29 protein-coding genes and 3 pseudogenes are annotated in these 24,091 nt (G+C 74.6%); 13 read left to right on the forward strand and 19 right to left on the reverse strand.

Annotation, left to right across the window (positions count from 1 at the left end):
* Positions 1-262 precede the first annotated feature (262 nt).
* The 8 genes and pseudogenes from KCH_RS36930 to KCH_RS46500 all read left to right on the forward strand — a co-directional run bounded on the left by KCH_RS36930 (position 263) and on the right by KCH_RS46500 (position 4,919).
* Positions 263-601, forward strand: a complete 339-nt coding sequence (locus KCH_RS36930; RefSeq protein ID WP_051652794.1) for a hypothetical protein — start codon at positions 263-265, stop codon at positions 599-601.
* Between the two features lie 490 nt (positions 602-1,091).
* A complete protein-coding gene (locus KCH_RS36935; protein ID WP_157031914.1) occupies positions 1,092-1,286 on the forward strand; it encodes a hypothetical protein in 195 nt (64 codons plus the stop codon).
* A 67-nt stretch (positions 1,287-1,353) separates the two neighbouring features.
* Positions 1,354-1,611: a hypothetical protein gene (locus KCH_RS36940; RefSeq protein WP_051652796.1), complete on the forward strand. Its 258-nt coding sequence runs from the start codon at positions 1,354-1,356 to the stop codon at positions 1,609-1,611.
* Between the two features lie 637 nt (positions 1,612-2,248).
* Complete coding sequence (locus KCH_RS05995; protein WP_244305198.1) at positions 2,249-2,803, forward strand: vWA domain-containing protein; 555 nt, start codon at positions 2,249-2,251, stop codon at positions 2,801-2,803.
* 379 nt (positions 2,804-3,182) lie between these two features.
* A pseudogene (locus KCH_RS47070) lies at positions 3,183-3,434 on the forward strand (protein phosphatase 2C domain-containing protein); the annotation flags it as partial.
* A 14-nt stretch (positions 3,435-3,448) separates the two neighbouring features.
* The gene (locus tag KCH_RS46490; RefSeq protein ID WP_157031915.1) at positions 3,449-3,913 is read left to right on the forward strand and encodes a PP2C family serine/threonine-protein phosphatase; all 465 of its coding nucleotides are present in this window, start codon (positions 3,449-3,451) and stop codon (positions 3,911-3,913) included.
* Positions 3,914-4,106: 193 nt separating this feature from the next.
* On the forward strand, positions 4,107-4,577 hold the full coding sequence (locus KCH_RS46495) for a protein kinase domain-containing protein (protein WP_341865348.1): 471 nt from the start codon (positions 4,107-4,109) through the stop codon (positions 4,575-4,577).
* A 180-nt stretch (positions 4,578-4,757) separates the two neighbouring features.
* On the forward strand, positions 4,758-4,919 hold the full coding sequence (locus KCH_RS46500; protein ID WP_341865349.1) for a hypothetical protein: 162 nt from the start codon (positions 4,758-4,760) through the stop codon (positions 4,917-4,919).
* Positions 4,920-4,964: 45 nt separating this feature from the next.
* Here the strand turns inward: KCH_RS46500 and KCH_RS46505 are convergent, their stop codons facing one another.
* Together KCH_RS46505 and KCH_RS06015 are read right to left on the reverse strand one after the other, a co-directional pair.
* Positions 4,965-5,495 carry a hypothetical protein gene (locus tag KCH_RS46505; protein WP_341865350.1) on the reverse strand — a complete coding sequence of 177 codons (531 nt, stop codon included), beginning with the start codon at positions 5,493-5,495 and terminating at the stop codon, positions 4,965-4,967.
* Positions 5,496-5,521: 26 nt separating this feature from the next.
* On the reverse strand, positions 5,522-7,027 hold the full coding sequence (locus KCH_RS06015) for a hypothetical protein (protein ID WP_051652798.1): 1,506 nt from the start codon (positions 7,025-7,027) through the stop codon (positions 5,522-5,524).
* A gap of 330 nt (positions 7,028-7,357) precedes the next feature.
* On the opposite strand from KCH_RS06015, the gene KCH_RS38555 reads away from it, so the two are divergent.
* Positions 7,358-7,702 (forward strand): DoxX family protein, encoded by a 345-nt coding sequence (locus KCH_RS38555; protein WP_425268885.1) that lies wholly within the window; start codon positions 7,358-7,360, stop codon positions 7,700-7,702.
* Between the two features lie 34 nt (positions 7,703-7,736).
* Here the strand turns inward: KCH_RS38555 and KCH_RS06025 are convergent, their stop codons facing one another.
* On the reverse strand, positions 7,737-8,561 hold the full coding sequence (locus KCH_RS06025) for an SAM-dependent methyltransferase (RefSeq protein ID WP_035859794.1): 825 nt from the start codon (positions 8,559-8,561) through the stop codon (positions 7,737-7,739).
* Positions 8,562-8,965: 404 nt separating this feature from the next.
* Here KCH_RS06025 and KCH_RS06030 point away from each other — a divergent pair, with 404 nt between their 5' ends.
* A complete protein-coding gene (locus KCH_RS06030) occupies positions 8,966-9,520 on the forward strand; it encodes an RNA polymerase sigma factor (RefSeq protein WP_051652800.1) in 555 nt (184 codons plus the stop codon).
* Positions 9,517-10,023 (forward strand): hypothetical protein, encoded by a 507-nt coding sequence (locus KCH_RS06035; protein ID WP_051652801.1) that lies wholly within the window; start codon positions 9,517-9,519, stop codon positions 10,021-10,023. Before KCH_RS06030 ends, KCH_RS06035 begins: the two co-directional genes overlap by 4 nt.
* A 142-nt stretch (positions 10,024-10,165) precedes the next feature.
* Here the strand turns inward: KCH_RS06035 and KCH_RS06040 are convergent, their stop codons facing one another.
* Entirely contained in the window at positions 10,166-10,594 is a 429-nt protein-coding gene (locus tag KCH_RS06040) for a hypothetical protein (protein ID WP_035859797.1), read from the reverse strand.
* 352 nt (positions 10,595-10,946) lie between these two features.
* Here KCH_RS06040 and KCH_RS06045 point away from each other — a divergent pair, with 352 nt between their 5' ends.
* A complete protein-coding gene (locus KCH_RS06045) occupies positions 10,947-13,637 on the forward strand; it encodes a hypothetical protein (RefSeq protein WP_035859798.1) in 2,691 nt (896 codons plus the stop codon).
* 147 nt (positions 13,638-13,784) lie between these two features.
* On the opposite strand, the gene KCH_RS06050 is transcribed toward KCH_RS06045, so the two are convergent.
* The 11 genes from KCH_RS06050 to KCH_RS44090 form a co-directional block, all read right to left on the reverse strand.
* Positions 13,785-14,294 (reverse strand): SRPBCC family protein, encoded by a 510-nt coding sequence (locus tag KCH_RS06050; RefSeq protein WP_035859801.1) that lies wholly within the window; start codon positions 14,292-14,294, stop codon positions 13,785-13,787.
* A gap of 132 nt (positions 14,295-14,426) precedes the next feature.
* Positions 14,427-15,119, reverse strand: a complete 693-nt coding sequence (locus tag KCH_RS06055; protein ID WP_244305199.1) for a 4'-phosphopantetheinyl transferase family protein — start codon at positions 15,117-15,119, stop codon at positions 14,427-14,429.
* A gap of 135 nt (positions 15,120-15,254) precedes the next feature.
* The gene (locus tag KCH_RS06060) at positions 15,255-15,449 is read right to left on the reverse strand and encodes an acyl-CoA carboxylase subunit epsilon (protein WP_035859804.1); all 195 of its coding nucleotides are present in this window, start codon (positions 15,447-15,449) and stop codon (positions 15,255-15,257) included.
* Between the two features lie 67 nt (positions 15,450-15,516).
* On the reverse strand, positions 15,517-17,073 hold the full coding sequence (locus tag KCH_RS06065) for an acyl-CoA carboxylase subunit beta (protein WP_035859807.1): 1,557 nt from the start codon (positions 17,071-17,073) through the stop codon (positions 15,517-15,519).
* Positions 17,070-18,014, reverse strand: coding sequence for an ACP S-malonyltransferase (locus tag KCH_RS06070; protein ID WP_035859821.1), 945 nt, complete (start codon positions 18,012-18,014; stop codon positions 17,070-17,072). Before KCH_RS06070 ends, KCH_RS06065 begins: the two co-directional genes overlap by 4 nt.
* Before the next feature lie 112 nt (positions 18,015-18,126).
* On the reverse strand, positions 18,127-18,591 hold the full coding sequence (locus KCH_RS36950) for a 3-hydroxyacyl-ACP dehydratase FabZ family protein (RefSeq protein WP_051652802.1): 465 nt from the start codon (positions 18,589-18,591) through the stop codon (positions 18,127-18,129).
* On the reverse strand, positions 18,588-18,989 hold the full coding sequence (locus KCH_RS36955) for an ApeI family dehydratase (protein WP_051652803.1): 402 nt from the start codon (positions 18,987-18,989) through the stop codon (positions 18,588-18,590). The genes KCH_RS36950 and KCH_RS36955 overlap by 4 nt, the downstream gene beginning before the upstream one ends.
* Before the next feature lie 4 nt (positions 18,990-18,993).
* A complete protein-coding gene (locus tag KCH_RS06085) occupies positions 18,994-19,707 on the reverse strand; it encodes an SDR family oxidoreductase (protein ID WP_035859823.1) in 714 nt (237 codons plus the stop codon).
* A complete protein-coding gene (locus KCH_RS45870) occupies positions 19,704-20,399 on the reverse strand; it encodes an HAD family hydrolase (protein WP_051652804.1) in 696 nt (231 codons plus the stop codon). Before KCH_RS45870 ends, KCH_RS06085 begins: the two co-directional genes overlap by 4 nt.
* A complete protein-coding gene (locus KCH_RS41000; protein WP_035859824.1) occupies positions 20,396-21,364 on the reverse strand; it encodes an AfsA-related hotdog domain-containing protein in 969 nt (322 codons plus the stop codon). Before KCH_RS41000 ends, KCH_RS45870 begins: the two co-directional genes overlap by 4 nt.
* Positions 21,361-22,065 carry a beta-ketoacyl synthase N-terminal-like domain-containing protein gene (locus KCH_RS44090; RefSeq protein ID WP_341865473.1) on the reverse strand — a complete coding sequence of 235 codons (705 nt, stop codon included), beginning with the start codon at positions 22,063-22,065 and terminating at the stop codon, positions 21,361-21,363. The genes KCH_RS41000 and KCH_RS44090 overlap by 4 nt, the downstream gene beginning before the upstream one ends.
* 23 nt (positions 22,066-22,088) lie before the next feature.
* On the opposite strand from KCH_RS44090, the gene KCH_RS44095 reads away from it, so the two are divergent.
* Positions 22,089-22,271, forward strand: coding sequence for a hypothetical protein (locus KCH_RS44095; protein ID WP_157031917.1), 183 nt, complete (start codon positions 22,089-22,091; stop codon positions 22,269-22,271).
* A gap of 188 nt (positions 22,272-22,459) precedes the next feature.
* On the opposite strand, the gene KCH_RS46510 is transcribed toward KCH_RS44095, so the two are convergent.
* From KCH_RS46510 to KCH_RS06110, 4 genes and pseudogenes are all read right to left on the reverse strand, one after another.
* Positions 22,460-22,774 carry a hypothetical protein gene (locus KCH_RS46510; RefSeq protein ID WP_341865351.1) on the reverse strand — a complete coding sequence of 105 codons (315 nt, stop codon included), beginning with the start codon at positions 22,772-22,774 and terminating at the stop codon, positions 22,460-22,462.
* A 121-nt stretch (positions 22,775-22,895) separates the two neighbouring features.
* A pseudogene (locus KCH_RS46515) lies at positions 22,896-23,501 on the reverse strand (beta-ketoacyl synthase N-terminal-like domain-containing protein); the annotation flags it as partial.
* 101 nt (positions 23,502-23,602) lie between these two features.
* Positions 23,603-23,713: pseudogene (locus tag KCH_RS46520) on the reverse strand (beta-ketoacyl synthase N-terminal-like domain-containing protein); the annotation flags it as partial.
* A complete protein-coding gene (locus KCH_RS06110; RefSeq protein WP_035859826.1) occupies positions 23,710-23,988 on the reverse strand; it encodes an acyl carrier protein in 279 nt (92 codons plus the stop codon). The pseudogene KCH_RS46520 and the gene KCH_RS06110, both read right to left, overlap by 4 nt.
* Positions 23,989-24,091: the final 103 nt, after the last annotated feature.

Below are 24,091 nucleotides of genomic sequence, written 5' to 3' on the forward strand. Positions count from 1 at the left end.
CCTCCGCCCCTGCCTCCGCGCCCTCCCCGCCGACGCCCGCGACCGCATCGGCTCCCTGGTCGCCGCCACCCCCTACCGGCCCCGGCCGAGCTCACCTGGTCCACCCTCTGGGCCGACTGGCACCACAGCCGCGGCACCGGCCTGGTCGGCCGCCTCTTCGGCCGGCCCCGCACCGGCCCGCCCCGCCGCGGCGCGACCGAACTGACCCCCGACCAGGACGACCGGAGGCCCCGGTGACCCGCCCCGAACGCAGGAGACAGCCGTGATCCAGGTCGGTCAGGTGGTGCAGTGGGCCGGGATCGGGCTCGGCGGGTTCGTCTCGGTGACGGCCGCGCTGACGGTGCTGCGGACCGGCCCGGAGTTCTACGGGGTCGCGGCGTTGACGGCGGGTCGGGCGCTCGGGCCGTGGCAGGCCGGGCGGGACGATCCGCGGGTGCCGCTGCCGGGCGGGTCGGGCGAGCCGGCCCACCGGTCGTACTGGTGGCGGCAGGTGTGGGTGGACGCCGGGCACGCGCTGCTGGCCGGCGTCGCGGAGGCGTGGCAGCGGCTGACCGAGGACTGGCTCGCCGAGCCGGCGTCGCGGAGGCGTGGCAGCGGCTGACCGAGGACTGGCTCCCCGAGCGCGCCTGGCGGGATGATGCTGGGCCGCAGCGCCAAGGCGGTCCGGTCCGGAACGGTCTCGGCCGCAAGCTGGTCCGCCTGGTCGGCGCGGGCGTGGCGCTGGGCGCGTCCTGGGTGCGCTGCTCGCGGCGGCCGTCGTGCTGGTGATGGCCGCGCTGTTCGGCCTGCTGCTGGGGCGCGGCGTGGCTCGGCGCGGGGGCGCTGGCGGTGTCCTGAACGGGCGGGCCGGGTGCTGCCGAAGGCGCGGGGATCCGTCCCGCGCTGCCCGTACCCGGGCTGCTGGGAGGCCGTTCCCGCTGCCGGTGTACGGTGCCCGAACTGCCCCGCGCACCCACCGGGCGCTGCGGCCGGGCCGTACGGGGTGCTGCGCCGGGTGTGCCAGTGCGGCACCCGGGTGCCGCTGGCCGGTTCGGCGGCCGGCGGAGCTGGACGCGTAACTGTCCGCACTGGCGAACCGGCGGTTGCCGGACGTGCTGGGGCGCGCGCCGCTGGTGCACCTGCCGCTGCTGGGCGCGGACTCGGCGGGCAAGACGATGTTCCTGATGGCGGCCGTCGGCGGGCTGCGGGCGCTCGCGGGGCCGGGGGTGACGGTCGGGTTCGGCACGGCCGAGGACCGGGACCGCTTGAGCACGCGGAGCGCCAACTGCGGGGCGGGCCGTGGGTGAACTCCACCGCGGACCCGCTGCCGCAGGCCTTCCTGCTGGTGGTGTCCCGGGGCGCAGGCGCCGCCTGGTGTACCTGTACGACCCGATGGGCGAGACCGTCCGCAACGAGGCCTCGCTGCGCGACCAGCGCTACCTGGCGCACGCGGACGCCCTGGTGCTGGTGTGCGACGTGCTCGCGGAGCCGGAGGTGCGGCGGTCGTTGGCGCCCGCCGACGCGGCGCTGGCCGGTGCGCCCGCCCGCCCGGGAGGGCCCGCGACACGGCCGGGCGGCTGGTCGGCGAGTTCGGCCGGGCGCGCGGCGCGACCCCGGTGGCCGTGGTGGTGACCAAGCGGGACGTGCTGGACGCCTGTCGGCGCTGCCGGTCGCGCCGCGCGGCGACGTCCGGGAGTGGCTGGGCCGGATCGGCCTGGCGCACCTGGTGCAGTTGCTGGCCAACGAGTTCGGCGGCCACCGCCTGGGCGGTGAGCGCCCGGGCGGCGACCGCGCCGGGCGCGGCCCGGAGGAGTCCCGCCTGGGCCGCCCGGCGCTGCTGTGGCTGCTGTCCCGGCGCGGCCTGCGCCTGGCCGAGGACCCCGGACGATCGGAGGAAAGGCATGACGCCCCGTCACCCCGCCCACGGCATCCGGGTGGTGCGGTGAGACTTCCCGCACGTCGTACGGCAGCGCCGCGTCGTGGTGGCGCTGTTCGCGGTCGCCGCCACCGCGGCGGGTCTCGGCGCGCTCGCGCGCTGTGGCTGCTCGGCGCCGGACTGCGCTGAGCCGTCGATCCATTCGTCCCGGGGCGCCGCGTCCGCGCCGGCCCGGACCTTCACCAGGGAGCGAGACACCATGAGTGACATGCCCGGCGGGCCGATGGCCACCCGCCCGGTCCACTTCTTCTGGATTCTGGACTGCTCGTACTCGATGGAGCTGGAGGGAAGATCGCGAGTCTGAACTACGCGATCCAGGAGGCGCTGCCGGAGATGCGCTCGGTCGCGGACGACAACCCGTCCGCCGACCTGCTGGTCCGGGTGCTGACGTTCTCGTCCACGGCGCGCTGGCTGCAGCCCACGCCGACGCCGATCAACGACTTCCGCTGGCAGCCGGTGCAGACCGACGGCGCGACCAACCTCGGCGAGGCGCTGAAGCTGGTGGCCCGGAGCTGGAGGTGCCGCGATGCCGCTGCGGGCGTTGAAGCCGTGCTGGCGCTGGTCTGGACGGCAGCCGACGGACGACTGGCGGGCGGGCCTGCGCGCGGTGGACGCCACCCCGTGGGGGCGCGGGCGGTGCGGGTGGCGATCGCGATCGGCAAGGACGCCGACCGGGCGCAGCTGAAGGAGTTCCTCGGCAACCCGGAGCTCGAACCGCTGGACGCGGACTCCCCCAAGAAGCTCGCGGCGGCGATCCGCTGGGCGTCCACGGTGGCGTTGAAGGCCGCTTCGACGCCGCTCGCCCAGGCCGATTCGGCGGAGGGCGGGTACGGCCCGTACGCGCCGCCGCCGGTGGCCGCGGACGACGATGACGACGACGTCTGGTGAGCCCGGTGGCACCTGAGGAACCGTCGGACGGCGCCGGCCCGGCCCGGACCGCGCCGGTCCGGAGCCGGGCGGCGACGGCTGGCGGCTGACGGCCCGACAGTCCGCGGCCCGCGCAAGGCGCGCTGCCAGGACCGGGCCGTCGCCGCGGAGTTGCCGAGCCGGACGGCGGCCGGCGGGCGTGCTGCTCGCGGTGCGGACGGCCACGGCTCGGCGCCGCACAGCCGCAGCCACCTGGGCGCGGAGTTCGCGGTCGAGTGTTCCTGCGGCTGGCCCGCCGGTTCGCGGCGGCCGCGCTGTCCGGGCGGGCGGCGCTGCCGGCGCTGCGCGCCGAGGCGCAGCAGCGGCTGCCGTGGAACCTGGTCCGGGAGTGGGAGGACCGGTGCGCCGGCCACCTGCGCGCGGAGCCGCTGGAGGGCTTCCCGGAGCCGCCGCCGGCCAGCTGCGGGACCGCTCCCAGCTGGTGCCGTACGGCACGACGCTGCTGGGCGCGGCGCTGCTGCCGGGCCTGCTGGTGGCCTGGCAGCTGGGTGACGGCGACCTGGTGCTGGTCGACCGTTCGAGCGGCGGGGTGCTGCCGCTGGCCCCGGCCGCGCCCGAACTCGGCGACGAGACCGACTCCCTGTGCAGCAAGGACGCGGCCGGCTGGTGCGGACGCACTGGTCGCCGATCGTCGGCGCGGCCGAGCCGCCGGGCCTGCTGCTGCTGTCCACCGACGGCCTGTCGAAGAGTTTCGCGGAGCCCTCGGGCTTCGACGGCTTCGCCGCCGGCCTGTACCAGCGGCTGCGGGACGACGGCCACGCGGCGGTCGTCGAGCAGCTCGGCGGCTGGCTGGAGCGGGCGGCCTCGTTCTCGGGCGACGACACCTCGGTGGCGCTCGCCTGGCACGACCCGCACCGGCCGGCCGCCCGGGAGCCCCGACCGCCGCCGGACGGCGCGCACCGCCGGACCCGAACGCCACCCCGGAGGAACCGTCATGAGCAACGGGATGCTCGATCCCCACCGTCCTGCGCACCGAGGACGGCGATGCCGTCACGGTGGTCGAACTGCTCGGCGCGGGCGGCCAGGGCGAGGTGTACCGGGCCCGCACCGGCCGTGGCGAGTACGCGCTGAAGTGGTACTTCCCGGCGTCCGGCACCGAGCAGCAGCGCCGGATCGTGGAGGACCTGGTCTCCCGGACTTCGACGATCCGCGGTTCCTGTGGCCGGAGCAGCTGGTGGAGGACGGGCCGGCGGCGCGTTCGGCTACCTGATGGGGCTGCGGCCGGAGCGGTTCAGGAGCCCTGCCGCAGCTGTTCCGCCGTCAGGTGCCGTTCACGGTGCGGTCGCTGCTGATGGCGGCGGTGCACATGGTGGAGGGCTACAAGGCGCTGCACTCGCAGGGCGTCGCCTACCGGGACATCTCCTGGGGCAACGTCTTCATCGACCCGGCCGACGGCTCGATCCTGATCTGCGACAACGACAACGCCGTCCCGGAGACGGCGGCGGCCGGGATCAGCGGCACCATGAAGTTCATGGCGCCGGAGCTGATCCGCCGCGATCCGGGGGCGCGGCCGTCCACCCAGACCGACCTGCACTCGCTGGCGGTGCTGCTGTTCATGCTGCTGATGAACCACCACCCGCTGGAGGGCCGGCTGGCGTTGGCGATCCGCTGCCTGGACGAGGCGGCCGAGCGGCGGCTGTACGGGGAGCGGCCGGTGTTCGTCTTCGACCCGGCGGACGCGCCAACCTGCCCGACGAGGACGAGCAGGCCGGGGTGCGGGCGAACTGGTCGGTGACGCCGCCGGTGCTGCGCCGGCTGTTCGAGCAGAGCTTCACCGAGGGGCTGCACGACCCGGGCGCCGGGTCCGCGAGTCGCAGTGGCGGGACGCGCTCGGCCAGGTACTGGACACGGTGGTCGACTGCGCGTCCTGCGGGCGGGCCAACATGACCGAGCCGACCAGCACCCGGGCCCGGGCATGCTGGAGCTGCGGCGCCCAACTGGTGCTCCCGGCACGGCTGGTGGTGACCACGGCCAGCCCGCGGTGGCCCGCACGGTGCGGCTGGGCCGCACCGCCCGGCTGTTCCGGCACCACCTGGTCGCGGAGCCGCCCCGGCACGACTTCACCGAGGCGCGGTGATCGCCCGGATCGGCGAGAACCCGAAGCGGCCGGGGCAGTTCGGCCTCACCAACGAGACCGCCCGGGAGTGGACCGGCCGCCGCACCGACGGCCGGCAGCTGCAGGTGCCGCCGCGGAGACCGTGCCGCTGCTGGACGGGCTGCGCCTCGACCTCGGCGACGGCGTCGAGGCCGAGGTGCACACCGACTGACGGCCGGCCGTCACTGGCCGCGCCGCGGTGGGCGGCCGGCCTGTCACAGGCCGAGGGCGCGCACCAGCCCCTCGGCCGCGGTGGCGGCCGCGCCGCCGGCGGTGACGCCGCGGACGATCAGCTCCCAGCCAGCCGCGCAGCCGTCCCGGTTCGGCGGTGCGGCCCTCGTCCTCGGCGGTGGCCAGTTCGCCGTGCACGGCGTCCGCGGTGGGCGCCAGCGCGGGCGCCTCCTGCTGCACCAGCCGGGCCAGCTCCGCGGCGAGTTCGCGCACCGCGGGGGCCTGGTCGGCGGCCGGGCCGGCGTAGTTGTTCTGCACGTTGCCGGTGCCGCCGATCACCGACTGGGTGATCGGGGCGTTGAAGGTGAACTGGTCGCCACCGGACACGGGGCACTCCTCGGGTCGCTCGCGGGTCAAGGACTGGGTGCGGCGGGCGGGTTGGGCCCGCCGGCGCTGCTGCCGCCGCCGGGCGGGGCGACGTAGTTGTTCTGCACGTTGCCGACGCCGCCGATCACGGCGTTCTGGATCGCGCCGTTGAAGATGGTGGTCTGGGTGTTGAAGATCTGCTGCTGCTGTTGGGCGGTGAGGTCGGCGGTGTCGATGTGGTGGGCCGTCAGGAAGTGCTCGGTGGCATCCAGCACGGCCTGCACCATCAGCTTGAAGTAGGTGGAGGAGTCCCGGCGTTCGGCGAACTCCATGTACGGCCAGAACGAGGCCCGCTCGCGCAGGCTGTTGGTGGTGCCGTAGTCGATGGTGCCGTAGTTCTTGCGGATCTCCCGGCGGGTCCGCTCCAGCCGCCGGGCCTTCCCGGCGGCGTCCGCGGCCCGCCCGAGCAGCGCGCCCACCGAGCCGAACAGCAGGCCGGGGGTGGCGTGCGCGGCGTCCGCGAGCGCCCGCATCCGCAGCCGGACGGGGCCCGCGACCTGACGGTCCGGCAGGTCGAAGCGGGGACCGAGCGGCGGCAGGACGTACGCGTTGACGTTCCAGGTCAGCGAGGTGCGGGTGAGCTGGGCGCGCAGGTGCATGGAGACCACCACCCGGCCGCCGTCGCCGATCATCCGCAGGCACAGGTAGGTCTCCAGGCCCGTGGTGGGGTTGGCGGCGCCGGACTTCACCCACTGGCTGTCGACCACCGTCAGCGGGCGGCCGGTCGGGTCGGGCAGCGCCCAGGGCAGGTTGCCCAGGAAGGTGCCGCGGGCGTAGAGCCGGTTGCGCACCGAGATGCCGTCCAGGCCGCTGTCCTTGATGATCCAGCGGGCGACCTGGTGGTGGATGTCGGCGGCGTTGAACGGGACCGGGGTGAGCGGGTTGCCCGCCGGGTCCTTCGCCGGGCGGGCGGTGTTGATCGGCGCCCAGACCTGCTCGTAGATCCGCCAGCCGCTGCCGACGAACGGGTTCACGCCCGCGACGTCCTCGTGGTAGACCACCAGGTTGGCGCGCTTGAGCTGCTCCAGCTGCCGTTCCAGCTCGGGTTCCACGGGCGGCGCCTGGACGGCGGCGGCGCCCGGGCCCTCGCCGAGTTCGCGGGCGATCCGCCAGGACGTCCACAGCTCCCGGTACACCACCGCGAGCGCGGCCAGCAGCACCGCCGGCAGCGCGGCGGCGGCCGCGGCCGCCGGTCCGCCGTGACCGTGCGTCAGGCTCCAGCCCGCGAGCGCGAGCAGGGCCAGCAGCAGGGTCAGCAGTCCGGCCAGCACCCGGTCCCGGCGCAGCACCCGCGCCTCGGCCTGCCGGGCGTGCCGGACCACCGCGACGACGTTGACCCCGACCGGCAGTCCGGCCGCCCGGATCCCGTCCTCCGCGTACTCGGCGAGCACCTCGCGCGCGAACCCCGGATCCAGCTGGGCCGTCCGGCACATCCGCCGACTGACCAGATCCGTACGGTACTTGGGCAGCGCGGGCAGCGGCCCGATCGGCATCCACCCTCCCCCGGTGAGACGCACCGCGCGACGCCGCGCGTGGGGGCGAGTGTATGCCCGGCGCGCCCGGCCCGGCAGCGCTTCGGGCGGATTCCGGGCCCGCTCCGGGGTCGACGTCCCGCGGGTCGCCGGGCCCCGGAACTTCTTCCCCCGCGACCGATGAGTCCTGGCCGCCGCGGTCGTCGAACCCGGTGAGAGCAACGACCGCCCACCGGGGAGACCACAGATGTCCAGCACCACCACCGCTTCCGCCGCCGCCCCTCCGCCTCCGCCCCCGCCCCCGGCGCGTCCGGTACGTCCGGAAAGGCGCTCGGCCGCACGGTCCTGACGCTGCGGATCCTGCTCGCGCTGTTCTTCGCCCTGGCCAGCGCGCTGCCCAAGCTGCTCGCGCTGCCCGCCGCCACCTCCGTGTTCGACGCCGTCGGCGCCGGCGACTGGTTCATGTACCTCACCGGCGCGGTGGAGCTGGCCGGTGCCGTCGGCCTGCTGCTGCGCCGGCTGGCCGGGCCGGCCGCGACGGCGCTGATCGGGTTCCTGCTGTGCGCGTTCGTCACCCAGCTCACCGCCATGCACGGCGAGAACGCCGGGACGCCGTTCCTGTTCATGGTGCCGCTGGCCGTCGTCGCCTGGCACCGGCGCGCCGAGACGGCCGCGTTCCTCCGCCTCGGGCGCTGAGCGCCGACGGCCTGCCGGCCCGGGGCCGGGCCGGTCAGCCGAGCCGGGCGACGCCGCCGTAGCAGCCCGCCTGCGCGTCGGTGACGGCCGCGGCGCCGGCCTCGGGGCGCCAGCGCGGGCTGGCGACCACCCCGGGGTCGAGCAGCCGCCAGTCGCCGAACAGCGAGGTGACCTCTGCCCGGGTGCGCGCCTGCAGGTCGGTGCCGGAGCTGCGGTAGACGTTCTCCATCCGGGCGGTGGCCTCGGGGTCGAAGTCGGCGGTGAAGTGCGTGATGACCAGGTAACTGCCGGGCGCGAGCCGGGAGGTGAACGCCTCGACCACGTCGAGGGCGCTCTCGCCGGGGCGGTCGGCGACGAAGTGCAGAAGCGCGACCATGCTGAGCGCCACCGGCCGGTCGAGGTCGAGCGTCCGGGCGGCGGCGTCCAGGATGGTCCCGGCGTCGCGGACGTCGCCCTGGACGTACGCGGTGCGGCCCTGGGCGGTGCCCTCCAGCAGCGCCTCGGCGTGGGTGAGCACGATCGGGTCGTTGTCGGCGTAGACCACCCGGGCCCCGGCGTCGACGCCCTGGGCGACCTCGTGCAGGTTGGGCGAGGTCGGGATGCCGGTGCCGATGTCCAGGAACTGGTCGACGCCGAGTTCGGCGATGGTCCGGGTGGCGCGGCGCATGAAGGCCCGGTTCGCGTGCGCGGCGAGCCGGGCGTTGGGGAAGGCGGCGAGCGCCCGGCCGGCGGCCTCGCGGTCGGCCGGGAAGTTGGTCACACCGCCCAGGTAGTAGTCGTACATCCGGGCCGAATGGGCCTGGTGGATGTTGAGGTTGATGCCGATCTGCGGCGTCTGGTGAGCGGTTTCGTCAGCCATCGCGCGTCCCCCTGGTCGCTGAACGTCCTCCGGTTCCGGCACACCTTCGGGCGCGCATGCTGCGCCCCTTGCACGGAACCGGTCCGATCATGCCCCGGAAACGACCGGGCGACCAGACGGGCGTGCGACCCCCGCAGTGCTTGCCCGCGTACGCCCGGGCCAACCCCCGGCGAGGCGCATCGACCGGAGCCGGTCGCCCCGGCCACCCCAACTGCCCGCCTGGCTTACACTTTTGTGCGCCGGATGTTCGCAGATTTCCGTTTTCACCACGGACCGCCGCCATACGCTGAAATGGTGGTGCGAGGGGACAGCGGCCCCCCTCGTCGGGGCATCGGCGTGTGGCGTGACGGGGACGCCGGTCGCGGTCCGGTCGGCGCGGGAGCTCCCCACTCCCGCCGGGAGGGATGACGGTGGACCCCGAGTTCGGGTTGATGGCACCGCAGCGGCGTGACCAGCTGACCTTCGACGCGTTCTGCGAGACGCACGAGCGCGCGTGGCTCGCGACGGCGCGGGCGTCCCGGCTGTCCGACGAGCAGGCCCTCGCGGTGGTCGACACGGTCCGCGACCAGCTGTGGGAGGACTGGCAGCTGCTGCTGCGGGAACCTGTCCCGGCGGCCTCCGCCTGGCGGGTGCTCAAGGACCGGATCGCGCAGGCGGACCTGGCGGCGGCCGCCGCCCGCGGCGAGCACGGGCCTCCGGAGCCCTGGCGGGCCGCCATCGGCGCCGTGGTCGACCGGATGCACCTGACCGTCGGGTCCGCGCCGGACCTGCAAGGCGTCCACGAGGCGATCCGCTCGCTGCCCGAACGCCAGCAGGACGTGGTGATGCTCCGCTTCGCGCTGGACCTGCCCGAGGAGACGGTGGCCGACTACCTGGACTCGACGGTGGCGACCGTGCGCTCCCACGCGCGCCACGCGAGAACCCGCCTCGGCGAGAAGCTCGGCCGGAGGAACGCGTGAACGGTCCGTCCCCGGCGGCGGAGGCGGCGCCGGAGCACGCCCTCGGGGCGGCGCCCGCACCGCTGCGGCTGGCGCACCGTCAGGCCCGGCACGAACTGGCCATGCTGTGCTCGCTGATCCTGGCGAACCCGGCCTCGGCGGCCTCGCTGGCCCGGCTGGTCGACAGCGAGGTGGAACGGCCGGACGGCGCCCTGGTGCTGGGCGTCCTGCTGCACCTGGCCGACTACCAGGAGGGCGCGCGCTTCTGGTGGGAGTTCGCGGCGGGCGGCGGAAACCACCTGGCCGCCTCCTGCCTGTGGTTCTGGCACCAGTCCCGGGCGAGCCCGGGGACGCCCGGTTCTGGCGCGTCCAGGCCGAGTCGCTGGCCGAACTCCCCCAACCCGCCTGGCGGCTGGCCTCGCCGGACCGGCCGCTGGTGCCGCGCGGCGTCCGCGCCGAGATACTCGCCCTCTGCAAGCAGGGCATGGTCCCCCGACTGCCGCCACGGCTGGCCGCCGTCCTGAAGTCCCTCCCCGTGGAGGACGACGACGGCGACTGGCCCGAGATCCCGCACTGGAGCCCGGACGTCGTCCACCGCCTGCGCACCGCCGCCGAGGAGCCGCCCCGCTGACGGCGGGGCGACACCTCGACGCGGGCCCGAGCGGCTCAGGTGAGCGGGTTGTCCTGCCAGGGGCTGTAGTAGCAGCGGCCGCCGTCGATGCAGGTCACCACCCGCACGGCGCCGACGTAGTAGCCGGCGTCGTAGGTGAGGCCGGACCAGTAGCCGTCCGTCGGGTCGCAGCCGTCCGGGTCCTTCCGGTCCTTCGTCGGGACGACCACCCCGTTGAACCTGACCTCGAAGTGGACGTAGGCGTTCTTGCCGTCGCACAGGGTGTCCCGCACCGCGGCGTTGCCGTCGGTCCAACCGGTCGTCGTCCACTGCCAGTTCGCGGACCCGTAGACCTCCGGGCCGTACGCGGTGGCCGCGCCGCGGGCAGCCGCCGAGGCGACTCCGGCGGACGCCAGCAGGGCGGTCGCGGCGGCGGCGGCGACCAGCCCGGTGCGCCGCAGGGTGCCTTTGAGACGTCGTTCCATGGTTCCCCCTTCGGGTCGTCGAGGACGGGTCACGGCGACCTGCCCCCCGACCGGCCCGTCCGACGGTAGGCGGACCCGGGCCCGCACGGGACCTCTGGTCTCAGAGGTTCCGCCAGCCACCGGGACGTGGTACCCGGGGCCGTCCGGCAGTCCCGGCCTCCCGCGTCGGGCGTCGCGCGTCGATGACTGCTGGCCGTTCGCCGTTGACGGGGCATCAGCCACTGAGGGGCTTTTAATAAGTCTTTATGCGCGCCCTCCTTCCTCGGTACGGGCGGAGCGGCGAAGCTTTCGCTCTGTCTCCGCCGGAACGCGCGACCGCGCCGCCGGCGCTGTATGGGGAGGACCCACCACCGTGCCCAACAGGCAACGCCGACGGCTCCTGCTTCCCGCCGTTACCCTGACCGCGCTCGGGCTGACCACCACTCAGGCCCTGGCCGCGCCCGTCGACGCTCCGCGCCCGCACCAGGCCCGGCACCTGGCCGAGATCGGCGCGAAGCACGCCGCGAAGATCAAGGGCCCCGCCGGGCCGGCGTTCAGTGCCGGGGCCGACGCGCCCGGCGAGGACGACGGCGACGAGGCGGAGAACTCCGCCGAGGGCACCGCGCAGTACACCGAGGCCCGCACCGCCCCCGGCGTGGTCGCGCCCGGCGCGTACGGCGCGGCCTGGGCGCAGCTGCAGTCGATGCCGCGCACCGGCGGCGACTGGGACCACGTCACCGACAAGCCGTACAACTCGGACGACCCGCGCTACCGCGACGCCGAGTCCAACTCCAGCGGCGGCTCGGGCTACGTGACGGGCCGGATCACCGGCATCGCCGCCGACCGGGACGGCTACGTGTACGCGGGCGGCGCCAACGGCGGCGTGTTCCGCTCCCGCACCGGCGGCGGCCGGTGGCAGTCGATCTCGGACAAACTGCCGTCGCTGTCGACCGGCACCCTGGACCTCGACCCGTCCGGCCGGCTCTGGTACGCCACCGGCGAGTCCAACACCGGCGCGACCTCGTACGTCGGCACCGGCGTGTACGTGCTCGCCGACCCGCAGCACGGCGAGTTCCAGCCCGGCATGCGGGTCGGCGGCGCCGAACTGGAGTCGACGATCATCCATGCGCTGCGCTTCGGCGGCGGCAAGGTGTGGGCGGCCACCAGCCGCGGCGTGTGGAGCCACTCGGCGACCGCCCTCGCCGGCCCGTGGACGCTGGAGTTCGCGCCCAACCCCGCGTACCTGCCCGGCGGTTCGAAGGCCGCCGACCCGGCCGCGCCGTACAAGAACATCGCCAACGACATCGCCATCGACCCCAAGGACCCGAGCAGGGTGGTGCTGGCGGTCGGCTGGCGCGGCGGCGACACCTACAACGGCTTCTACAGCAAGGCCGCGGACGGCAGTTGGCAGCGCGTCGGCTCGCTGGGCGACCTGCCGGGCGACGCCGCGAACGTCGGCAACGTGACCTTCGCCGCCTCGGCCGACGGCTCCCGCTACTACGCGATCGACCAGTCGCCGCTGCTCACGGCGACCGACCCGGACAGCGGCCTGAAGGGCATCTACGTCTCCAAGTCCGGCTCCCCGTTCGGCCCTTGGACGCAGATCGCGGACAAGGACAAGCTGAAGGACTCCGGCTCCGCGCTCCAGGACGAGGGCTACCAGCCGGGCATCCAGTCCTGGTACAACCAGTTCCTCCAGGTCGACCCCGCCGACCCGGAGCACGTGTACGCCGGCCTCGAAGAGGTCATGGAGACGAAGAACGGCGGCGCCTCCTGGACCGTCCCGGGCCCGTACTGGAACTTCGGCTTCTCCTGCTGGAGCATCGACCCGGCCAAGCAGACCGGCGACTGCTCGCCGACCACGCACTCCGACCAGCACGCCGTCGCCATCGGCGCCTACCAGGGCAGGCCGACCGTCTACGTCGGCAACGACGGCGGCATCTACAGCCGCCCGGTGAACGGCGCCGCCGACGCCGCCGGGCACGCCACCGACTGGAAGTCGCTGGCCGACGGCACCATCGACACCCTGCAGTACTACTCGGTCGGCGTCGGCAAGGACCCGGCGGACCGCTCCGGCCGCGGCGTCGTGGTCAGCGGCGGCCTCCAGGACAACGGCGAATCGGTCCTGCGCGCCCACGACAGGGGGATGGGCTCCAACTTCGGCGGCGACGGCGCCGACACCCTGGTCAACCCGGCCAACGGCTGCGACATCGCCGAGGAGTACGTCTACCTCGACGTCTGGGTGACCCAGAACTGCGCGGTCAACGACGGCAGTTGGCAGAGCGACCCGAGCCGCGCCACCTCCTTCGAGGTGGCTCCGCCGGACAAGGAGGACTCCGCCGCCCGCTTCATCGCGCCGCTCACCACCGACCCGAAGGACGTCGACACCTGGGTCGCCGGCGGGCGGCACGTGTGGGTGCAGCACCACGGCTGGGCGATCCGCAGCGGCGACGAGTGGACCAGCGCCTACGACCTCGGCGCCGGGCACGTCGCCACGGCCGTCGCCACCGTCGACGGCACGGTGTACGCGGGCTGGTGCGGGCCCTGCAACAACCAGGGCTTCAGCCGCGGCATCGCCGTCGGCAGGTCGGACGGCACCGGCTGGCACCAGCTCGACCTGCCCGTGGACGGCACCCTGCCGAACCGGTACATCTCCTCCTTCGCCGTCGACGAGAACGACGCGCAGCACGTCCTGGTCGCCTTCAACGGCTTCTCCCGGACGTGGACCGAGGGCCCGGGCGCCGGCGTCGGCCACCTCTTCGAGACCCGCGACGGCGGCGCCACCTGGACCGACGTCTCGGCCAACCTGCCCGACGTGCCCGCCACTTCGGTCAAGGTCCTGCCGAACGGCGGCCTCGCCCTCGGCACCGACCTCGCCGCCTTCTACCGCGCCCCCGGCGAGACCGACTGGCGGGTCCTCGGTCGCAACCTCCCCACCACCGCCGTCCAACAGCTGAAGACCGGCCCCGACGGCCGGCTCTACGCCGCCACCTTCGGCCGCGGCATCTGGTCCTTCGACCTCCGCCGCCTCGGCCACGGGCGGCCCGACGAGCTGGCCGACTGACCGGCTGACCGACTGGCCGGCTGACCGGCTGACCGGCTGGCCGGCTGACCGGCTGACCGGCTGACCGGCTGACCGGCTGACCGGCTGACCGGACACCGCACCCCCGCCGGGGCCTGAGCGCCGCCGGCGGGGGTGCGCGGGGGCGGCTCAGGCCTGGGCGGCCTGTTCGCCGATGCCCCGGAGGACCGCCTCGATGCCGTTGCGGAGGCTGCTGAGGCGGGCCTCCAGGACGGCCTCCTCCTGGTCCGGGTGGCTCTCGACGAAGGCGTGGATGGGGGTGCGCAGGTTGCCCAGGCGCATGCCGTGGCGGACCCGGGTGCCGTCGCCGTCGGGGGCCAGCTCGTAGTGCCAGCGGGCGAAGGCGTCGCCCTGCGCGGTGGCGGTGTCCGGCAGGACCGACCAGGCGAAGCGGTGCAGCGGGGTGAACTCGGTGATCCGGTTGACGGTCCGCCAGCGCTGCCCGTCCGGGCGGGCGTTGTGCCCGGCGAAGTGGGCGCCGACGGCCGGCCCGTCCGCGCCGTCCAGCCACTCGGTGCGCTGGAGTTCCGGGCTGAAGCGGGGGGAGGTGGAGATGTCCGCCACCAGGTCCCAGACGCGCTGCGGCGGGGCGGGGATGGTCACCTCGACCACCACACCGGGTTCGTCGGAGAGTCGCACTGTTGCCTCGTTCCTGTTCTCGTGTCGATCGTGTCGGCTTGCGCCGCGGCCCGCCGGGGCCGGTCGCCCTGCAAGGGTGTCACCGGCCGACGGCGGAAGGGGAATTCGGAGCGCCGGGGCTACGGCTCGGCGCTACGGCCCGGCCGCCGGAACCTCGACCGCCGAGGCGATCACCCCGTGGGCGACCCGCCAGCGGCCGGCGGCGGCCGGGAGCGGCCCGGGCACGGTGACCGTGGCGCGGAAGCCCCCGGCGGGCTCGGGCCCGGGGTCCACGGACAGCCGCACCCGGGCCTCCAGGAAGTCGAGTTCGCGGCGGGCCAGCGGGTACCAGGCCTTGAAGATCGCCTCCTTCACGCTGAACAGCACCCGCCCCCAGCAGACGTCCGGCCGGAGCAGGGCCAGCGCGGCGAGGTGCGCGCGCTCCGCCGGGTCGGCGACCATCTCCAGCACCCCGTCGGCGAGCGGCGCGTGGGGTTCGGCGTCGACGCCGAGCCCGGCCGTGCCGTCGGACCGGCGGGCGACCGCCGCGGCCCGGTAGCCGGCGCAGTGCGTCATCGACCCCACCACTCCGTGCGGCCAGCGCGGTTCCCCGCGCGGGCCGGGCAGCAGCGCGACCGGCGGTTCGCCGAGCGCCTCCAGCGCCTGTCTGGCGCGGACCCGCACCTCGGCGAACTCCCGGCGCCGCTTGTCGCCGGCGTGGGCCATCGCCCGGATCTCGGCCGGGTGCAGTCCGGCCCGCCAGTCGCCGCCGCGGGCGCCGAACGACTCGACCGCCACCACGTGCGGCGGCAGCAGGGAGGCCAGCAGCAGCGTAGGCACCGGCACCGGCGGGTACTGCGGGGCGGGCTCCGCCCCCAAGGCGAACGGTCTTGCAAGAAAAGCTTGTTGACGTGGCGTCACCGTATCGGTCCTTGCTCTCGCGGGAACGCCGAGCCGGGCGCGGCCGGCGGTGGGGCGGCGTCAGCGCCAGCTGACGGGGTTGCGGTACTGGACGAGGCGCTCGGGTCGCCGCCAGCGGGACCGCAGGCGGCCTCCGCTGTGCGCGAAGCGCGGCTCGGGCGCCTGCCGGGCGGCGGCCGCACGGGCCATCAGCACGGCGGTCAGCACGGCGAGTTCCTCCTCGGTGGGGTTGCCGTGTTCGATGCGCAGGTCCATCGGGGCTCCCTGGGGTTCGGCCGGCTCCGCGTCCCCGGCGGGGCGGCGGCGGGGCCGGCGGGCGGGGTCATTGCGGCGGGTTGCCGTGCTTGCGGCTCGGGAGCGCCGCGTCCTTGGTGCGGAGCATGGCGAGGGAGGAGGCGAGGACGGCGCGGGTCTCGGCGGGGTCGATGACGTCGTCGACGAGGCCGCGTTCGGCCGCGTAGTACGGGTGCATCAGCTCGCTCTTGTACTCCTTGATCTTCTGCGCGCGCATCGCCTCGGGGTCGTCGGCGCCGTTGATGTCGCGGCGGAAGATCACGTTGGCGGCGCCCTCGGCGCCCATCACGGCGATCTCGTTGGTCGGCCACGCGAACGACAGGTCCGCGCCGATCGAGCGGGAGTCCATCACGATGTACGCGCCGCCGTAGGCCTTGCGCAGGATCAGCTGGATCCGCGGCACGGTGGCGTTGCAGTACGCGTACAGCAGCTTCGCGCCGTGCCGGATGATGCCGTCGTGCTCCTGGTCCACGCCCGGCAGGAACCCGGGCACGTCGAGCATGGTCACCAGCGGGATGTTGAACGCGTCGCACATCTGCACGAACCGCGCCGACTTCTCCGAGGCGTTGATGTCCAGCACGCCCGCCAGCGACTGCGGCTGGTTGGCGATGATGCCCACCACGTGCCCGTCCACCCGCGCCAGCGCGCAGATCACGTTGGTCGCCCAGCGCTCGTGGACCTCCAGGTACTCGCCGTGGTCGACGATCTCCTCGATCACCTTGCGCATGTCGTACGGCCGGTTGCCGTCCGCCGGGACCAGGTCCAGCAGCGAGTCGTTGCGGCGCTCCACCGGGTCGTCGCTCGCCACCACCGGCGGCATCTCGCGGTTGTTCTGCGGCAGCAGCGACAGCAGGTAGCGGACCTCCTCGATGCACGACTGCTCGTCGTCGTACACGAAGTGCGACACGCCCGACACCGAGGAGTGCACGTCCGCGCCGCCCAGACCGTTCTGGGTGATCTTCTCGCCCGTCACCGCCTGCACCACGTCCGGACCGGTGATGAACATCTGCGAGGTCTCACGGACCATGAACACGAAGTCCGTCAGCGCCGGCGAGTACGCCGCACCGCCCGCACACGGGCCCAGCATCACCGAGATCTGCGGGATCACCCCCGACGCCCGCGTGTTGCGCTGGAAGATCCCGCCGTAGCCGGCCAGCGCCGTCACACCCTCCTGGATGCGGGCGCCCGCGCCGTCGTTCAGCGACACCAGCGGCGCACCCGCCGCAATGGCCATGTCCATGATCTTGTGGATCTTCTGCGCGTGCGCCTCACCCAGCGCACCCCCGAAGATCCGGAAATCGTGCGCGTAGGTGAACACCGTCCGCCCGTGCACCGTCCCCCAGCCCACCACCACACCGTCGGTGTGCGGCTTCTTCGCCTCCAGGCCGAAACCCTGCGCACGGTGCCGCCGCAGCGGCTCCACCTCGTGGAACGAGCCCTCGTCCAGCAGCAGCTCGATCCGCTCGCGCGCCGTCAGCTTGCCCTTCGCGTGCTGCGCCTCGGTGGCCTTCTCGCTGGGGCCCCGGCGGACCTGCTCCCGCAGCTCGTGCAGTTCCTGCACGCCGCCGCGCGCGTCGGCCGTCACGCCGCCACCTGCACCGGGGCGGCGAGCTCCAGGACGTCGCCCGGGCTGCGCACGGCGAGGGTGCGGGCGTCCGGGTCGGTGCGCTGGAGCAGGCGGGTGAGCGGGCCGGCCGGGGCCAGTTCGAGGTGCAGCGCGCCCGGGGCGAGGCGGGCGATCGCCGCCGCGCACAGGTCCCAGCGGACCGGGGCGATGATCTGGGTGATCAACCGGCTGCGCAGCTCGTCGGGGCCGGTGACGGGCGCGCCGTCGGCGTTGCCGAGCAGCGTCGCGGCGGACGGGACGAACCGGGCCTGCCGGGCGGCGCGGGCGAACGCGTCCACGGCGGGCGCCATCGCCGAGGTGTGGAACGCGCCGGCCACGGCCAGCGGCGAGACCCGGGTGCCGGGCGCGGGGACGGCGGCCAGCGCCTCGACCCGCTCCAGCGGCCCGGCGGCCACGAACTGGTGGCTGCCGTTCCAGTTGGCCACGGTGAGGCCGGCGGCGGTGATCGCGGCCGCGATCTCGGCGTCGGTCGCGCCCGCCCGCCTGGTCGGCATCACGGCCGCCATGCCGGTCGGCGCGGTGGCGCACGCCGCGGACATCGCCGCGCCGCGGACCCGGGCCAGCCGGACCGCCTCCCCGGGGCTGAGGTACCCGGCGGCGGACGCGGCGGCCAGCTCGCCCACCGAGTGCCCGGCGAACAGCACCTCGCCGGCCGCCATCGGGAGCCGCTCGCGCAGCAGCCGGTACGACAGCAGGGAGGTGGCGACGATCAGCGGCTGCGCGTAGGCCGTGTCGGCCAGCAGTTCGGCGTCCCGGCCGGCCTCGGCCAGGTCGAAGCCGGCCGCCCGCGACCAGTCGGCGACCAGGGCGTGCGCCCCGGGGACGCCGTCCAGCCAGGGGTCGAGCATCCCGGGGTGTTGCACTCCCTGTCCGGGAGCGGTCACCACGTAGCGGTACACGATCGGTTCTCCTTCACGAGCGGACGGACGGGCGGGTGGTGCGGGTCGAACGGGCTTGCGGGGAAGGGCGGGTGGGGCCCCGGGCCGGACGGACGGCCGTCGGGCCCGGGGCTCAGGCGGCGCCGGCGTCCAGCGAGCCGGCCGGGCGGATCAGGGTGATGGCGCGGTCGACCTCCAGGACGACCCGGCCGTCGCCCGCCGCCCGGGAGCGGCCGGTGAAGGTGGCGGTCTCCTCGTCGCGGTCGACGAGTTCGACGTTGTGCACCAGCAGTTCGCCGGCGCCGACCGCGCCGAGCACCCGCACGCCGCGGGCGGAGCCGAAGATCAGCAGCTGGCCGCCGGCGTCCTCGGACTCCTGGAGGACCAGCAGCCCGCAGGCCTGGAGGAAGGACTCCAGGGCCAGCGTGGCGGGGAACCGGCCGGGCCGGGCGCTGCCCAGGTGGCTGTCCAGCTCGTGGTAGGTCACGGCCTTCACGGCCTCCAGCGCGCCGGGCGTGTGCCGGACGATCCGGTCGACGTGCAGGGCCGGGTAGCCGTAGGGCAGCAGGTCGCCCGGGTCGGGGTGGTGCTGCGTCATGTCCGGTGCCTCCACGTCGCGTTGATGCGGGCGCAGCGCCGGCCGCCGGTGCTGCAGTCCGCGCGGGTGGTCAGGTGGGTGCCGTCGTCGGTGAGCGTGACGTCGAACCGGACGTCGTCGCCGGCCAGGGCGGGGCTGCTGAACCTGGCGGAGTCGATCCGGACCAGTTCGACGCCGCCGAGGGCGCCGTCGAGGTGCAGTTCGAGCATCTGCTGCAGGCTCTCGATCAGGAACACGCCGGGGTAGACGGTCAGCGAGGGGAAGTGCCCGGCGAGGTACGGGTCGTCGGCGGTGACCCGCTTGCGGCCGGTGAAGCCGCCCTCGACGGCCTCGATGTGGTCCACGGCGACCAGCGGCAGCCGGCGGGAGTCGCGGCGGATCGGGAACGCGGTGGCCACGGCGTCACACGCCCATGCCGACGCCGCCGCCGATCGGGATCGACGAGCCGGTGATGAACCCGGCGTCCTCGGAGACCAGGTAGGCGACCAGGGCGGCCACCTCCTCGGGCCGGCCGGTCCGACGCAGCGGCGTCTGGGAGATGATCTCCTTGCGCCGGGCCTCGGAGAGGTCGGCGATCATGTCGGTCTCGACCAGGCCGGGCAGCACCACGTTGGAGGTGATGCCGGCGCGGCCGAGCTCCCAGGCCAGCGAGCGGGCGAGGCCGATCAGGCCGCTCTTGGAGGCCGCGTAGTTGACCTGCCCGGGCGAGCCCCACAGCGCGACGATCGAGGACACGAAGACCAGCCGGCCCCACTTGTTGCCCATCATGTCGGGCACGGTCTCGCGGGCGACGTTGATGGAGCCGGTGAGGTTGGTGTCCAGGACGTCCTGGACGGCCTCGTGGGTCTGGGTGAGCAGCAGGCCGTCGTTCATGATGCCGGCGCAGTTGACGACGATGTCGATCTCGCCGAGGATCTCGCGGGCCTGGGCGGCGGCGGTGGCCACCGACTGCGCGTCGCGGACGTCGCAGTGGACGAAGGAGACGCCTTCCACGTCGGGCGTGGTGGTGGTGCGGGATGTGCCGACCACGCGGTAGCCGCGCTTGTTCAGGTCGGCGGCGATCGCGGCGCCGATGCCTCGGCTGGCACCGGTGACGAACACTCCTCGGCTGGTCATCGTGCTGCTCCCTGGTAGTGGTGGGTGTCGGTTGCGGCGGAAACGGTGGCGGGGGTGCGCAGCAGGGCGTCGATCCGGGCGACGGCGGCGGGAGTGGAGGACCCGCCGCCGGGGATCGCGGTCCAGCCGGCGCGGCGGGCGCCGGCCAGGTTGTCGTCCAGGTCGTCGACCAGGACGTTGGCCTGCGGCGGGAGGCCGGAGCGGCGCTCGGCGAGGCGGAACATCCGCGGGTCGGGCTTGCGGGCGGCGACGTCGCAGGAGAGCAGCACCTCGTCGAACATCTGCTCCCAGGGGCCGAAGCCGGCGAAGTGCTCCTTCCAGTCGGCGGGGAGGTTGGAGATCATCCCGACGAAGACGCCCGCCGAGCGCCAGCGCAGCAGGGCGCCGATCCACTCGGTGTCGACCCGGCGGTCGCTCCACCACTCGGCGCCGAGGCCGGACAGGTCGGCGTCGATGCCGTACCGGGCGGACAGCTCCTCGGCGATCCGGCGGGTCCACTGCCGCTCGTCGAGGATCCCGGAGTCCAGCACCGCCATGCCGTCCGGGCAGCCGTGGGCGTCGGCGAGCGCCCGCAGGCACGGGCCGAGCTGTTCGGGCGTGAACGGCTTGCCCTCGCAGTAGCGGCGCAGGCCCTCCCGCAGCGGCGGGGTGAGGACGCCGCGGAAGTCGGTCCAGATCGCGTGGCCGGTCACCGCGCCTCCCCCGCCGGGGCGACCCGGAACGACATGCGGGTGACGGGCAGCCCGTGCTGGAGGCACTCCACGTCCACCCACTGCTCCCGGCGCGCCGCCACCACGCTGGTGGGGGCGTCGAGTTCGGCGAACTGCGGGAAGGTCGCGCGGACCGCGGTCACCACGTGGGCGGTGGGGTCGCCGGTGGCGTGCAGGGCGAGCTGGCGGCCGGCCTCGATCAGGACCATCGCCGGGAAGTGGTCGTAGTCGTGGTCGAACAGGCTGGCGTTGGCCAGGTCGGGGGCCAGGGTGGCCTCGACGGTGTCCGCGCCGGTGCGGAGGTCGGCGAGGACGACGTTGGCGGCCAGCGTCCGGGCCACACTGCCCGGGGCGGCCAGGGTGCCCGGCCGGGGCGCGGCGCCGCGCAGTTCGGCCGTGGTCGGCGGGGGCGAGCCCGCCCGCTGGTAGGCCCGCAGCTCCTGGTAGCGGTCCTTCGGGACGCCCTGGACGGCCATCGAGGCGCGGGCGGCCGGCTCCCCGCCGGGGGTGGTGCAGTGCTGGGTGTAGGCGATCTGCTTGGGCGAGCCGTCGGACCGCAGCCGCAGCGCCTCGAACCCGGTGGTGATCGCCAGTTCGCCGCCGGCGGCGGCCAGCGCGGCCGGGTCGGTGAGCTCCAGGTCGATCGAGTTGAAGAAGAACGCGATGCCGGTGGAGAGGCCCTCGTACTCGTGCGCGGCGCTGAGCGCGGCCTGCCGGCAGGCCTCGACCAGCAGCAGCGCGTCGAGCAGCGGCGGGCCGGGGTGGTCGCGGTAGTAGGGGCTGACGGCGTCGGTGGCGGTGGTGCTGCGGTAGCCGCCGCCGGGCTCCCGCCGGGGCGGGGAGACCAGCACCTCCTGCTCGTTGGCGCGGTGCACCAGCTCCCGGCGCACCCGGGCGCCGGCCGGGGCCGGGGCCCCGGCCAGGACCGGGGCCGCGGCCGGGGTCACGAGGCGGCCCCGAGGGTGAGGACCGCCGCGGCCACCGCGCCGGAGGCGTCGATGCCGGTGATCAGCACCCCGCTGCCGGGCTCGCCGAGGGCGAGCGCGGCGGCCAGCTGCATGGCGCCCAGCGCGCCGCCGCACTCGCCGACCGCGGTGCGGACGTCGACCCGTTCGACGCCGGCCAGGGCGTCGGCGCCGTCGAGGGCGGCCTGTTCGGCGGCGGCGAGGGCGGTGCCGACGTTGCCGGGCAGCACCAGGCGGATGTCGACGCCGGCGTCGGCCGCGGCGGCGGTGGCGCGGTCCACGGCGCGGCGCAGGGCGGTGGCGCGGCCCTCGGTGCCGCGTTCGGGTGTGAACAGCACCTCGCAGGCGGTGACGGTGGCCAGCGCGGGCGGGCCGTCGGCGCTGGCGGGCTCCAGGGCGAGCAGCGCCGCGCCCTCGCCGATCGCCACCGTCTCGTCGACCTCGCCCTTGAGGCGGGTGCCCCACGCGGTGTGCGGGGACAGTTCCTCGACGCCGCCGACCAGCATCCGGTGGGCGTGCCCGCAGCGGATCAGCCGGGAGGCGTAGCGCAGCGCGGACAGCGCGCTGACGGTGCCGTTGGCGACGGTGGCGTTGGGGCCGCGGAAGTGGTGCCAGATGGCGATCTGGCTGGCGCAGCAGTTCATCGTGGTGTTGGGGAAGACCGCGGGGTTGACCAGGTCGATGCCCTTGCCCTCGGATGACGTCGATGTCGAGCTGGATGCTGCTGCGCAGGCTGCCGACGGTGGTGCCCATCGCGATGCCGGTGGTCTCCCAGGAGGCGTCGGTGGTGCCGGGCCTGGCGCCGAGTTCCTGCTTGAGCAGGGTGCTGGCGGCGAGGCCGAGGGCGGTGCTGCGGTCGAGGTTCTTGGTGCCCTTCCGCGGCACGTAGTCGGTGATCGCGAAGCCGGGACGGCGGCGACGCGGCCCGGCAGTCCGGCGTACTGGTCGGCGTCGGCGGGGGCCGGGTCGGCGCCGAGCGGGGCGGCGGCGGCTCGCGCAGGCGCTCGCGGAGCGCGTCGAGGCCGACGCCGGCGGCGGAGAGCACCGCCGCGTGGGTGATGCCGAGTTCCTGGGTGGTCATCGTCCTTCCTCCTGCGCTCCGGCCGGCTCGCGGTCGGTGTAGGCGCCGAAAATGGTGATGGCGTTGTTGCCGCCGAACGCGAAGCCGTGGTTCTGGGCGATCCGGACGTCGGCGGTCCGGGCGCCGTCGCCGACGAAGTCGATGCCCTCGCCGAAGGCCGGGTCCGCGGTGCGGAGGTTGATGGTGGGCGGCAGGAACGATTCCTCGATGGCCTTGCAGCAGGCGATCGCGCCGAAGCCGCTGGCCGCGCCCATGGTGTGGCCGAGCATCGACTTCAGGGAGCTCATCGGGGGGTGCCGGTCGCCGAACACCAGCCGGGTGGCGGTGACTTCGGTGATGTCGTTGGTGGGGGTGCCGGTGCCGTGGGCGCCTGATCCAGTCCACGTCCTCCGCGGCGATGCCGGCGTTGGCGTGCGCCCGGCGGATGCAGTCGGCGATGCTCTCCGCGTCCGGGTGGACGATGTGGTGGGCGTCGCAGCTGAGTCCGTAGCCGAGCAGTTCGGCGTAGATGTGGGCGCCGCGGGCCTTGGCGTGCTCCAGCTCCTCCAGCACCAGGACGGCGCCGCCCTCGGCGGTGACGATGCCGGTGCGGTCCCGGTCGAACGGCTGCGGGACCTCGTCGGCGACCGCGCCCAGGCTGTGGAAGCCGGCGTGGGTGAAGCGGTTGACGCTGTCCGCGCCGCCGGCCACCATCACCTCGGACTCGCCGGCGATGATCTTGTCGGCGGCGCTGCCGATCGCGTAGTTGGCCGCGGAGCAGGCGGTCGGGATGACCACCGTCTCGCCGTACAGTCCGAGTTCGACCGAGACCGCCGCCGCGATGTTCCCGGCGGGGATCTTGGCCACCAGGTCGGCGGAGATGCTCGCCGGGCCGCCCTCCAGCCACTGCCGGGTGAGGGTGTCCACGGAGGGCGCCTCGCCGTTGGTGGTGCCGATGATCGCGCCGGTGGTGGCGCGGGTGTCCTCGTCGAACTCGATCCCGGCGTCCTCGACGGCCAGCCGGGCGGCGGCGGCCGCGAAGTGCGCGGTGCGGCCCACTCCGCCAGATCGATGCGGCGGACGATCCCGGCGGGGTCGAACCCCTGGACCTCGCCGGCCAGGTGCGACGGGAGCTCGCTGCTGTCGAAGGAGGTGATCGGGCCGATCCCGCTGCGGCCGGCCCGGATGCCCTCGGTGAATTCCTTCGCCCCGGTCCCGATGCTGCTCACGCAGCCCAGGCCGGTGACCACGACCCGGCGCGCCCGGCTCACTGGTCGGCGCCCTTGCCGTCACGGATCTCGATGATCCGCTGCACCAGCAGGGTCACCGTGCGCAGGTCGACGACCTGCTCGCGCGGCACCCGGATCGACAGCTGCTTGTTCACCCGGGCCAGCACCTGGATCAGGCCGAGCGAGTCGGCGCCGTAGACGTCGATCAGGTCGGCGTCCACGTCGACGTCGGCGGGCTCGATGTCGAGCTCCAGCTCGTCCACGATGATGTCGAGGGTGGTGGTGCGGACGACCTCGTCGGAAACGACAGTGATCACTTTTTCATCCATTTCTTCGGGAATTCCTGGAATTCATGCGATGACGTGCGGCGGGGATTTCTCCCCGCATTTCGGGGGCCGCCCCGGGATTCTCTGCGGAATA

The organism is Kitasatospora cheerisanensis KCTC 2395, from assembly GCF_000696185.1.
Lineage (GTDB): Bacteria > Actinomycetota > Actinomycetes > Streptomycetales > Streptomycetaceae > Kitasatospora > Kitasatospora cheerisanensis.